This window comes from Nocardiopsis sp. NPDC007018, assembly GCF_040635075.1.
Classification (GTDB): Bacteria; Actinomycetota; Actinomycetes; order Streptosporangiales; family Streptosporangiaceae; genus Nocardiopsis.
The window spans coordinates 43,524-55,622 of record NZ_JBEYHA010000004.1; the positions used below are offsets into that span (position 1 = coordinate 43,524).

Annotated in this window: 10 protein-coding genes and 1 riboswitch; all 10 genes read left to right on the plus strand. The window is 71.1% G+C overall.

Annotated features, from left to right (window positions below):
• Positions 1-405: 405 nt before the first annotated feature.
• The 10 genes from ABZ635_RS03080 to ABZ635_RS03125 all read left to right on the plus strand — a co-directional run bounded on the left by ABZ635_RS03080 (position 406) and on the right by ABZ635_RS03125 (position 11,977).
• Positions 406-1,296: a glycoside hydrolase family 19 protein gene (locus tag ABZ635_RS03080; protein WP_357758015.1), complete on the plus strand. Its 891-nt coding sequence runs from the start codon at positions 406-408 to the stop codon at positions 1,294-1,296.
• A gap of 127 nt (positions 1,297-1,423) precedes the next feature.
• Positions 1,424-1,531, plus strand: a riboswitch (TPP riboswitch).
• A gap of 86 nt (positions 1,532-1,617) precedes the next feature.
• Positions 1,618-2,259 carry an ECF transporter S component gene (locus ABZ635_RS03085; RefSeq protein WP_357758018.1) on the plus strand — a complete coding sequence of 214 codons (642 nt, stop codon included), beginning with the start codon at positions 1,618-1,620 and terminating at the stop codon, positions 2,257-2,259.
• Positions 2,260-2,263: 4 nt separating this feature from the next.
• Complete coding sequence (locus ABZ635_RS03090; RefSeq protein WP_357758021.1) at positions 2,264-3,814, plus strand: ABC transporter ATP-binding protein; 1,551 nt, start codon at positions 2,264-2,266, stop codon at positions 3,812-3,814.
• Positions 3,811-4,608, plus strand: a complete 798-nt coding sequence (locus ABZ635_RS03095) for an energy-coupling factor transporter transmembrane component T (RefSeq protein WP_357758024.1) — start codon at positions 3,811-3,813, stop codon at positions 4,606-4,608. The genes ABZ635_RS03090 and ABZ635_RS03095 overlap by 4 nt, the downstream gene beginning before the upstream one ends.
• 47 nt (positions 4,609-4,655) lie before the next feature.
• Positions 4,656-5,456: an enoyl-CoA hydratase-related protein gene (locus ABZ635_RS03100; protein WP_357758373.1), complete on the plus strand. Its 801-nt coding sequence runs from the start codon at positions 4,656-4,658 to the stop codon at positions 5,454-5,456.
• A gap of 405 nt (positions 5,457-5,861) precedes the next feature.
• Positions 5,862-8,273, plus strand: coding sequence for a protein kinase (locus ABZ635_RS03105; RefSeq protein WP_357758027.1), 2,412 nt, complete (start codon positions 5,862-5,864; stop codon positions 8,271-8,273).
• A 407-nt stretch (positions 8,274-8,680) separates the two neighbouring features.
• The gene (locus tag ABZ635_RS03110; RefSeq protein WP_357758030.1) at positions 8,681-9,460 is read left to right on the plus strand and encodes an electron transfer flavoprotein subunit beta/FixA family protein; all 780 of its coding nucleotides are present in this window, start codon (positions 8,681-8,683) and stop codon (positions 9,458-9,460) included.
• A 33-nt stretch (positions 9,461-9,493) separates the two neighbouring features.
• Entirely contained in the window at positions 9,494-10,438 is a 945-nt protein-coding gene (locus tag ABZ635_RS03115) for an electron transfer flavoprotein subunit alpha/FixB family protein (protein WP_357758033.1), read from the plus strand.
• A gap of 174 nt (positions 10,439-10,612) precedes the next feature.
• Positions 10,613-11,533 carry a non-homologous end-joining DNA ligase gene (gene ligD, locus ABZ635_RS03120; RefSeq protein WP_357758036.1) on the plus strand — a complete coding sequence of 307 codons (921 nt, stop codon included), beginning with the start codon at positions 10,613-10,615 and terminating at the stop codon, positions 11,531-11,533.
• 144 nt (positions 11,534-11,677) lie between these two features.
• Positions 11,678-11,977, plus strand: a complete 300-nt coding sequence (locus tag ABZ635_RS03125) for a hypothetical protein (RefSeq protein ID WP_357758039.1) — start codon at positions 11,678-11,680, stop codon at positions 11,975-11,977.
• Positions 11,978-12,099 lie beyond the last annotated feature (122 nt).

The window sequence follows — 12,099 nt, forward strand, 5'->3', positions numbered from 1 at the left end:
CTCCGAGGCATCCGGGGCCTTCGCGGGGCCGCTCCCCCCTGAGCCCTCCTGGCCGCCTGACTCGGGCCGCCAGCCCCCGGACACCGCGTCACTGCGCGGAGTTCGCCTGACGGGCGCCGGTGGGGCGGCCCGCTGACGAGAGGGCGTCCGGTGGCCGCTCGCGGAGGTGCCCCCGTGCCGCCGCGGCTCCGGACGGCTGTCCCGCACGGCTGTCCCGGGGCGGGCATCCCCGCCGGGGTCCGCGCGGGAGAGCGCGGGCGGGCCGCCGTCCCTGTCCGTACCGTCACCCGGTTCTCACATTCCGTGGCGGAAGGCCTTGACAGGTCTAGACCACTCTTGCTTAGGTGACGTCACCCCCCGCGGCGCGCGGTCGGACGCCGCGCCGCACCCTAGGAGTGTGATCACGTGATCCGACGTCTCCTGAGCCAGTTGGCCGCGCTCGGCGCGCTCGCGGCTGTGCTCGTCGTCCTTCCCGCCACCGTCGCGCAGGCCGCGGCCGTCTGCGCGACCGGCTGGAGCCCGACCGCCGTCTACAACGGCGGCGGCCAGGTCTCCTACGAGGGCCGCAACTACACCGCCAAGTGGTGGACACAGAACGAGCGACCCGGAACGTCGGACGTCTGGGCCGACCAGGGGCCCTGCGGCGACGGCGGGGGCGGCGAGCAGCCCGCCCCCAGTGACTTCGTCGTCAGCGAGGCCCAGTTCAACCAGATGTTCCCGAACCGGAACCCCTTCTACACCTACGCCGGGCTCACCGACGCCCTGAGCTCCTACCCGGGCTTCACCAACACCGGCAGCGTCGAGGTGCAGCGGCGCGAGGCCGCAGCCTTCCTGGCCAACGTCAGCCACGAGACCGGCGGGCTGGTGTACATCAAGGAGATCAACGAGGACAACTACCCGCACTACTGTGACTGGAACCAGCCCTTCGGCTGCCCGGCCGGACAGGACGCCTACTACGGCAAGGGTCCGATCCAGCTGAGTTGGAACTACAACTACAAGGCCGCCGGTGACGCCCTCGGCATCGACCTGCTGAACAACCCGTACCTGGTGGAGCAGGACGCGGCCATCGCGTGGCGGACCGGCCTCTGGTTCTGGAACACCCAGTCCGGCGCCGGGACGATGTCGGGGCACACCGCCATCGTCGACGGTCACGGCTTCGGTGAGTCGATCCGCTCCATCAACGGCTCCATCGAGTGCAACGGCGGCAACCCCGAACAGGTCCAGAGCCGCATCAACACGTTCACGCACTTCACCCAGATCCTCGGGACCACCACGGGGTCGAACCTGAGCTGCTGACCTCGGGGCGCCCCCGGCGCCCGAGGAGGCCCTCGTCGGGGGCGCGGTCGGCGGTCACCGTCGCACGCGCCCCCGCTGGTGTGCCGGGAAGGACTTCATTGTTCGTCCTGTTTGCCCCATAATGGAGGCAATCCGACAGGGGAGCGCGTGAGCGCTGAGAGTGCGGCACCAGGCCGCAGACCCTTACACACCTGATCTGGGTCATGCCAGCGAAGGAAGTCGTAGGAAACCGTCACCGCGTGTGCGCCTTCCGCGCGCGCCCGGTCGGCGCTCTTGGCCACACGGCCCCTCGTCACACCGACGAAGGGACGTCAACCACCTATGAGTACAGCAAGCGACCGCGAGACCGGGCCCGGAACCGCCGACGAGCCGGGCGGCTTCGTCCAGGGGGTCCTGGCCGGGCTCAGGAGCTGGCGCACCGTCGACATCGTCGTGGCCTCCGTCATCGGCGTGGCGGTCGGCGTCGTCTTCTGGCTGTGGAACATCGTCTGGTCGGTCACCACGCCGCTGTTCGTCGCCTTCCCGCCCGGGCAGGCCGTCGTCTACGGCATGTGGATGATCTCCGGCGTGCTCGGCGGCCTCATCATCAGGAAGCCCGGCGCGGCCCTGCTCACCTCGATCGCCGCGGCCTCGGTCTCGGCGGTGCTGGGCACCCAGTGGGGGGTCATGGTGATCCTCGACGGAACCCTCCAGGGGCTGCTGCCCGAACTGGTCTTCCTCGCCTTCGCCTACCGGCGCTGGAACACGGGTGTGGCCGTGCTGGCCGCCGCGGTCGCCGGGATCTCCCCGGCCGTGCGCGACAACATCGCCTACAACGTGACCTGGCCGATCGAGTACCAGATCACCTACGGCGTGATCGTCGTGCTGAGTTCGGCCGTCATCGCGGGGGTGGGCGCGCGCCTGCTCACCACCGCGCTGGCCAGGGCGGGCGCGCTCGCCCCCTTCCCCTCGGCCCGGGGCTGACCCCGTGACCCGACCCGACACGCGCGGGGCCCGCGTCGAACTGTCCGGCTGGGGCTGGAGGCACTCCGGCCGCGGCACCCACGCCCTGCGCGGGGTGGACCTGATCATCGAACCGGGGGAGCGGGTCCTGCTGCTCGGCGCCTCCGGCGCGGGCAAGTCCACCCTGCTGCACTCCCTGGCCGGACTCACCGGCGAGGACGGTGCCATCAGCGGGGAGCGGGAGGGCTCGCTACTGGTGGACGGCGTTCCGGCCGACCGTGGTCGCGGCGGCACCGGGCTGGTCAGCCAGGACCCCGAGACCCAGCTGGTGATGGCCCGGGCCGGGGACGACGTCGCCTTCGGCCTGGAGAACCTCGGGGTGGAACGGGACCTCATCTGGCCGAGGGTCGAGCGCGCCCTGGGGGAGGTCGGTTTCCCCTACGGACTCCGCCACTCCACCGGCGCCCTGTCCGGAGGCGAGAAACAGCGTCTCGTGATCGCGGGCGCGCTGGCCATGCGGCCGCGCCTGCTGCTGCTGGACGAACCCACCGCCAACCTCGACCCGGCCGGGGCCGCGCTCGTCCGCGACCTGCTGTCGCGCCTGCTCGCCGAGACCGAGGCCACCCTCGTCCTGGTCGAACACCGGGTGGCCGACGTCGTCGACCTGGTGGACCGGGTCGTGGTGGTCGAACCCGGCGGCGGCGTGATCGCCGACGGCGCCCCGCACCTCGTGTTCGCCGAACACGGCCGGTCGTTGGCCGACCAGGGGGTGTGGATTCCGGGGAACGAGCCCGTGCCCGAGCTCACCCCCGGCCCCGGGGGAGCACCCCTGCTGGAGACCGTCGACGTCGCCGCGCGCACGCCCTTCCAGGTGGGAGTGCGCGCGGCCCCCCGGCGCACGGTACTCGACCACGTGAACGTCGCCCTGGCCGCCGGGACCGCCACCGCTCTGACCGGACCCAACGGCGCGGGCAAGTCCACGCTCCTCACCATGCTGGCCGGGCTCTCGCGCCCGCACCGGGGACAGGTCCTGCCGCGCGGCCCGCTGGCCGCCGCCGACCGCCGTCCGCTCGTACGCTGGCCCGCCCGGCGCCTGGCCCGCCACGTGGGCACGGTGTTCCAGCACGCCGAGGACCAGTTCGTCACGGCCACGGTCCGCGACGAACTCCGGTTCGCGCCCCTGCGCGCGGGGATGGGCGAGGCGGAGACGGACGCCTGGGTGGGCGAGCTGATGGAACGGCTGCGTCTGACCCGTCTGGCCGAGGTGCACCCGTACACGCTCTCGGGGGGAGAGAAGCGCCGGTTGTCGGTGGCGACCGCCCTGAGTTCCGGCCCCTCGCACGCCCCGGACGTGCTGGTGCTGGACGAACCCACCTTCGGGCAGGACACCCGCACCTGGACGGAACTGGTGGAGCTGCTCGGCGTCCTGCGCGCCGAGGGGCGGGCCGTGGCCATGGCCACCCACGACACGCTCCTCCTGCGGCACCTGACGGACGTGGAGGTACGGGTGGCCGGAGGGCGCGCGACCCGCGTCGGGACGGTCGCGTCCACCACGGCACGAGAGGGGGACGCGTGAGCGCCCGCGACGACACCGCGCCGAACGGGGCGGGCGGGGACACCCTGACCCTGGACGTCCCCGAGGTGGGCGGCGCCCGCTACTGGCTGACCGGCCTCAACCCGGCCGCCAAACTGCTGGCCGCCCTGATCATTGGGATCGGGCTGATTCCCGCCGTGGACGCCGTCACCGGCGGCGTCGTGCTGCTCGCCGTGCTCCTCACCGTCCCGTTCAGCGGCGTGGACCGGCGCACCCTCCTGGTTCTGGGCGGCCCCTTCGTGCTCATGGGGCTCAGCAGCGGGGCGGTCAACTACCTCTACGGAGAACAGGGGCTGGAGGGCGCGGCGGGCGCGGCGGTGCGCCTGCTCGCCATCGCCCTGCCCGGTCTGCTCGCGGCGGTCAGCAGCGATCCCACGGAGATGGCGGACGGTCTCGTCCAGCGGCTCCGGGTCCCCGAACGCCCCGCCATGGGAGTACTCGCGGCGCTGCGGCTCATCCCGCTCCTCGCCGACCAGTGGCGGACCATCACGCTGGCGCGCAGGGCGCGCGGTCTGGAGGCCGGGCGCAACCCCCTGCGCATCGTGTCGCTCTTCTTCGGGCGGCTCTTCGCGCTCCTGGTGCGGTCGATCCGTACCGGGACCCTGCTGGCCACCGCGATGGACGCGCGCGCCTTCGGTACCGGGGCGCGCACCCGCGCCAGGCACAGCCGTTGGCGGACGGCCGACACCCTGCTGTTGGCCGGGACCGTCCTGCTGTTGGTCTGCGCCTACGCCCTGTCGGCCCGCCTGGGGACCCTGGTGCTCCTGTTCCGCTGACGCGGGTGGTTAGGTATGCAGCGGACACTGACGTCGAAGCGAAGAAGGTGGAGAACGTGGGCGAGTTCGTGCGCGTCGAGGCCGACCCGGAGAACCCCGGCGTGGCCGTCATCCGGATCGACCGTCCCAAGGCGCTGAACGCGTTGAACGGCACGGTGACCCGGGAGATCGCGGAGGCGGCGGCCGCCGTGTCCGCGGACACCTCCGTGCGTGCGGTGGTGCTCTACGGCGGTGAGCGGGCGTTCGTGGCCGGGGCCGACATCAAGGAGATGGCCGACCTCACCCACGCGGGCATGTTGGAGTACTCGCGGGCCCTCCAGAACGCGTTGACGGCCGTGGCGCGCATTCCCAAGCCGGTGGTCGCGGCGATCAGCGGCTACGCGCTGGGCGGCGGCTGCGAGCTGGCGCTGTGCGCCGACTTCCGGGTCGCGGGCACCAAGGCGAAACTGGGTCAGCCCGAGATCCAGCTGGGTGTCATCCCCGGCGCGGGCGGTACGCAGCGGCTGCCCCGTCTGATCGGCCCGGCCAGGGCCAAGGACCTCGTGTTCAGCGGCCGTCACGTGCGTGCCGACGAGGCCCGGGAGATCGGCCTGGTGGACGAGGTCGTGCCCGACGAGGAGGTCTACGCCGCCGCGGTCGCCCTGGTCGCGAGGTACGTGGACGGTCCCGCGGTGGCGCTGGCCGCCGCGAAGGAGTCGATCGACCGGGGGTTGGAGACGGACCTGGACACCGGTCTGGAGATCGAGCGCCTGCACTTCTCGGGTCTGTTCTCCACCGAGGACCAGAAGGCCGGGATGCGGAGCTTCGTCGAGCAGGGGCCGGGCAAGGCCACCTTCGTCGGACGCTGAACCGGCCGGGGGTCGTCCGCGCAGTTCGGGGCGGGTAGTGTCAGGGCGTCCCTCCCGGTGCCCCGCCCCGGACTCGCGTCAGGCTTTGTATAACTTTGTCGTTGCTTCGACTTTTTGCCACGTTATGTGGCGATACGGGACCCTGGGAAGACGTCCGGAACCGGCCAGCCCGGACGGTGGGCGCGGAACCGCTCGCGTGGTTTTTCCGTCATACTCGTCAATGGTCGTCCGAAGACGGGCGGTCCGCTCGGAGTCCCCGGTGGCGCCTGTGGCGCCCGCACCTCCAGCGGGACCGAACCGACCGCAGGGTCCCTCGGAGGGGCCGCACAAGCCAATGGTGACCCATCCCCCCGGCCGATAAGCTGGACGTGGTGGTATGTGGTCTTTTGAGGGGATGAGTTCTCGATGGCAATGTCGGCAGGTTTCCCCACGGGTGAGGAGCTGCCGGAGCGCATCGGCCACTACGTCATCCGTCGCCGCATCGGCGCCGGCGGCATGGGCGTGGTGTACCAGGCCGAGGACCCCCGGACCGACCAGTTCGTCGCGGTGAAGGTCCTCAAGCCCGAGGTCGCCGGTGACCACATCGCGCGCGCCCGGCTCGCCCGTGAGGTCGAGACGATGCGCCGCGTGCAGAGCCCCAACGTGGCCGAGGTCATCGACGCGGACACCCAGGCCGAACTGCCCTGGGTGGTCACCGAGTACATCCCCGGGCCGACCCTGGACGCCACGGTCACCGACCACGGCCCCCTGCGCGGCCGCGCTCTGACCCGCTTCGTCACCGGTATGGCCCGGGCGATCAAGGACATCCACGCGGTGGACGTGATCCACCGCGACCTCAAGCCCGGCAACGTGATCATCTCCAACGGCGAGCCGATCGTCATCGACTTCGGCATCGCGCACGCCGTGGACGGCGCCAAGCTGACCCAGACCGGTACGTTCGTCGGCACCCCCAGCTACCTGTCCCCGGAGGTCATCGAGGGGACCGACCTGGGCCCCGCCACCGACGTGCACGCATGGGGCGGCACCGTCGCCTTCGCCTCGACCGGCCGTCCGCCCTACGGCGCCGGGTCGTTCGAGGTCATCTTCTTCCGCATCCTCAACGGCGAGATCGACATGGACGGGATGCACGAGGCGCTGCGCCCGCTCGTCAACCGCGCGGTCTCCCGCGACATGTCGGCGCGCCCGACGGCCGCCGAACTGGTCGAGGAGACCGGGCGCCTCAACCTGGACCTTCCCTGGACCGAGCCCTCCGGAGGCCTGCCGCCCACCGGTCAGACCGGCAGCCACACCCTGCACGCTCCCCACCCCGGGACCGGCCCCGCCGCCTCGGGCGGCCACGCCGGCGGTTCGGGCGCGGGCGGCGGTGTCGGGGGCGCGGCCGCCGCCGGTGCCGCCGGTGCCGTGGCCGGAGGAGCGGCCGGGTACCTCGCGAGCCGGGCCACCGACGGCTGGGGCCCCGCGCACACCCGGGGCGGCAACCCGACCAACACCGCGAGCGCGTGGGCCAGCCCCTCCGCTCCGAAGACCCACCACGCGGGCTCCGGCGGCTGGGGCTCCGACGACGAGGCGACCAACGACCTCGGCGGCGGTCGGCCCGCCTTCACCGGCTCGGGCTGGAACGCCGACGACGAGGCGACCAACGACCTCGGCGGCGCTCGTTCCTCCGGTTGGGGTGAGGACGCGGAGGCCACGGACGACCTCAGCGGCGGCAGGGCCGCCGCCACCTCGTGGGGCGAGCCGGACGAGGCCACCGACGACCTGTCCCACCTGCCCGGCACCCAGCGCATCACGCCGGTCTCGTCCAACGAGTTCAACGACCCGCAGGGCACCGAGCGCATCCGTCCCGGCCAGGACGACGTGCTCGGTACCCAGCGCTTCGACCCGGGTGAGCTGGCCCGCAGCGACGACCCGGCCGGAACCATGATGATGGGCCAGGCCGAGATCGCCCGCCACCAGGAGGAGGCCGACCGCCGCCCGCAGGTGGCCGAGGACTCCCCGCACACCCAGTTCTTCAACTCGCCGCTGGACCCGAACGCCTTCCAGGACATCCTCACCCCGGTCGGCCAGGAGGGGCGCGCCAAGAACACGCAGGAGTTCGACGAGGACGACTTCGACGAGGGGCGGGGCGGTCTGCTCGGCCGGTTCCGGCGCGGCCGGGGCGACCGGGTCGGCGACTACTTCCGCGGCGACGGCCAGGGCGACGAGTACTACGACGAGGACGAGGACGACGAGTACTACGACGACCACTGGCGGATGCACCCGCTCGTGCTCGTGCCGATCATGGTGTCGCTGGCCGGTGTGGCCCTGTGGTTCCCGTGGATCGGCATCTTCCTGGGCATCGTGGTCATCGCCGGCCTGGGTGCGTTGGACGTGGTCAAGGCCGAGCACGCCCGGCGCCTCCAGACGCGGGGCCCGCGCAGCTCCGACAGCATGGTGGTGGCGCTCAGCTTCCCGTGGGCCTTCGGGCGGATGGCGTTGCGCACGGTCGGGTTCGGCTTGATCTACCTGCTGGGCGGCATCCTGGTCGGGATGGTCTACGCGCGGATCATGGACGTGCCGGGGGAGGGGGCCAACTACACGGGCGCCTTCGCCGTCTTCGTCATGATCCTGCTGAGCTACATCATGCCCAGCGGTCGTGAGGCTCGTCACCAGGCGGTCTGGCTGGTGGAGCGGGCCCGGTTCTCGAACCTGTACGTGTACGTGGGCGTGGTGGTCGCGGTCGTGCTGCTCACCATGCTCATCCTGTCCATCGGGTTGAGCGCGGCACCGATCTGGACCACGGGTCCGCTCAGCGGTCCGTCGGACTGGTTCAGCTAGGACGCGGCCCGTCGTGGACGCTCTCCCTCCCCTGCGGGAGGGGGAGCGTTCGCCGTTTCGCGGTGGTGTGCCCGCCGAGGGCCGGGGGCCGGTCACTAAGGTGGGTGCGGGGGGTTCCGTGTCCCGCCCGGTCGGCACTGGCCGCCTGCCTCTGACGGGCCCGGCGACGGTGGTCGGGCGCATCCAGGTGAGGGTTGCCTCAGTTGTGTGCGGGGGGCGGGTTGGCCTTCAAGCTACTAGCGAGTAACATCTCTGTTATGAGCACACGCGGGTCGGATGTAGACGTGTACACCGGACCCGCCGTCGAATGACCGAACGGCATTCGGCATTGTTGGCAGTATCGGGGCGCGCCAGCGCCCACCCGCCTGACGGCGGATATGGGAGTGCAGGGAGGTCGGCCACCGGCCATGAATATTGTCGTTTTGGTCAAGCAGGTCCCGGACACGGCGACCGAACGGAAGCTCAACGCCGACGACAGGACGCTCGACCGCGCAGCGTCCGACGGCGTCATCAACGAGCTCGACGAATACGCCATCGAAGAGGCGCTCCTCCTCAAGGAGAAGCACGGCGGCGAGGTCACCATCCTCACGATGGGCCCGGACCAGGCCACGGACTCGATCCGCAAGGCCCTGTCCATGGGCGCCGACAAGGCCGTCTTCGTCAACGACGACGCGCTGCACGGCTCCGACTCCATCCAGACCGCCTACGCGCTCGCGCAGGCCCTGGGCACCCTGGAGTTCGACCTGGTCGTCCTCGGTTCGGAGTCCACCGACGCCCGCACCGGTGTCGTCGGCGCCGCGCTCGCCGAGTACCTCGGCCTGCCCCAGCTCACGCTGGCCGGCAAGGTCGACGTCGACGGCGGCGCGATCAAGATCCAGCGTCAGACCGACTACGGCTACGACGTCGTCGAAGCTCAGCTCCCGGCGGTCGTCTCCGTCGTGGAGAAGATCAACGAGCCCCGCTACCCGTCCTTCAAGCTGATCATGCAGGCGAAGAAGAAGCCGGTCGACAAGAAGTCCGCGGCTGACGCGGGCATCGACACCGGCAAGGTCGGCCTGGCCAACGCCACCACCGAGACCGTCGACTTCGCCGCCGCGCCGCCGCGCGCCGCGGGCACGATCGTCAAGGACGAGGGCGACGGCGGCACCAAGGCCGCCGACTTCCTCGCCGAGAAGAAGTTCGTGTAGGTCAGGCGAGAGACTCAGGAAGGTTCAAGGATTATGGCTGAGGTCCTCGTCCTCGTCGACCACGTCGACGGACAGGTCAAGAAGGTCACCACCGAGCTGCTGACCGCTGCGCGCCGCATCGGCGAGCCCGCCGCGGTGTGGGTCGGCGAAGGTGTGGAGTCGGGCCGGGCCGCGCTGGCCGAGTTCGGCGCCGAGAAGGTCTACGTGGCCCCGGCCGAGGTGAACGACTACGTCGTCGCGCCCAAGGCCGAGCTGCTCGCCAAGCTCGCGCAGGAGAAGGGCGCCGCCGCCATCCTCGTCTCGGCCACCGCCGAGAACAAGGAGATCGCCGGTCGCACCGCCGTGAAGCTCGGCTCCGGTGTGCTCACCGACGTCGTCGACGTCACCGCCGAGGTCGTCACCGAGCACAGCGTCTTCGGTGGCGCCACCGTCACCCACGCCCGCGTCACCACCGGTGTCCCGGTCGTCGCGGTCCGCCCGAACTCCGTCGTGCCGGAGGCCGCCGCGGGCGCCGCCGCCGAGGAGGCCGTGGCGGTCGAGATCTCCGACGCCGCCAAGACCGCCAAGGTCGTCGAGCGCGTCGTCCAGGAGAAGGGCGCTCGCCCCGAGCTCACCGAGGCCGCCATCGTGGTCTCCGGCGGACGCGGCGTGGGTTCGGACGACTTCAGCGTCGTCGAGAACCTGGCCGACTCCCTCGGCGCCGCCGTCGGTGCTTCGCGCGCCGTCGTCGACTCCGGCTGGTACCCGAACCAGTTCCAGGTCGGTCAGACCGGTAAGACGGTCAGCCCGAACCTGTACGTCGCGCTCGGCATCTCCGGCGCGATCCAGCACCGGGCGGGTATGCAGACCTCGAAGAACATCGTCGCGGTCAACAAGGACCCCGAGGCGCCGATCTTCGAGCTCGCCGACTTCGGTGTCGTGGGTGACCTGCACACGGTCGCTCCGCAGCTGACCGAGGAGATCAACAAGCGCAAGTAGCTTCGCCGCGCCGATCCCCGCCGACGCCCGACCGGAGACCCCTCCGGTCGGGCGTCGGTGTTTCCCGGGAAATCCGCAGGTGGTTTGCGCTATGTGAAAGGTTTGGTGTGGTTTTCAGGGGTTTTGTGCGGGTAGATCCCGCGCACGACACCCCTGACCTGAGAAGAGGCCTTCATGCGGACGACGGTGCGGGCGGGACGGCGCAAGGTGGAGGTCCGCCACGCCGACAAGCCGCTCTTCGGGCCCGACGGGGCGACCAAGGCCGACCTGGCCGACTACTACGCGCGGATCGCACCGCTCATGCTGCCGCTGGTCAGGGGGCGGCCGGTGGCCCTGGAGCGGTACGTGGAGGGGATCGAGTCCCCGGGGTTCCTCGTCCAGCACCCGGCGCACCCCAGGTGGGTCCGCACCCTGTGGACCTCCTCCGGGCGCATGATGGAGTGCCACGAGGCCGCCACTCTCGTGTGGTGCGCCGACCAGGACGCCATCACCCTGCACTCGTGGTCCTCGCGCACGCCCCGGCTGGGACTGCCCGACCGGATGGTCGTCGACCTCGACCCGGCGGACGGCGACGAGGCCGCCTTCGACGCGTGCCGTGACGCCGCGTGGAACGTGCGCGAGGTGCTGTCCGAGCTCGGCCTCGCCGCGTACGTGATGACGACCGGTTCCCGGGGGCTGCACGTCCACTCGCCGCTGCGGCCGGAGGTGGACGACCAGGAGGTCCGCAGACTGGCCAAGGCCGTGGCCGACCGGGTGGCGGCACGGGCGCCCGACCAGTGGACCACCCGGGTGCGCAAGGCCGCCCGGCACGGGCGGATGTTCGTGGACTACCTGCGCAACGGCCCCTCCCAGCTCGCGGTGGTGCCCTACGCGGTCCGGGCCAGGCCCGGCGCCCCGGTTGCGGCTCCGGTGACCTGGGAGGAACTGGACCAGCTCAGGACGTCGCGGGACTTCACCATCGACCTGGAACGCGACGAGTGCCCCTTCGCCGGGATACGCAGGCACGCCAGGTCGCCCAAGCGCGCGCTGGCCAGGTTGGAGCGGGACGAGGGGCGGTCGGTCCCCCGGCCCCGCGCCGGGCAGGGGCGAGGGTAGCGGAGCGGGACAGGAGTCCGCTCCTGTCGCATTCGTGGGGAAAAAGCTAGATGCGGCTGAATGCACAATGGCCGGAAAGGGCCATTTCTTCCTCGCCGCGCGTCCGTTGTCCTAGGATTGTCCCACTCTAGGAAAGCGGGTTGCATGAAGAGGATCATCGCGGCGCTCATCGCCTTACCCCTGGCGTTCTCCCTGGTGTCCGCCTCGCCCTCCTCGGTCAGTGCCAAGCCCTTGACCAAGGCGGAGATGGAATGCCGGGAATACCTGTCCCAAAAGGGCTACGTGGTCGGCGAAAAAAGCAGGACGGCGTGTTCGTTCGCAAAGACGAACGTCGGATTGTGTCGGTATCAACTCGAGGTGCTCGGCGTGAGCGAGGCCCACTACAAGGGCGCCTGTGGTGCCCGAGACGCGTCTGGCCCGAAGCCCGACCCCTGGGCGGGCTGACCGGCCTGCCCGAGGCTCGTCCGGTGGATTCCTGTCGGTTCGACCCGCTCTGACCTGGCCGGAGCCGGGCGTGTATTCAGGACGTTAGCCTCTGATTTCGGAGGGTGATGATGGGCAGGAGT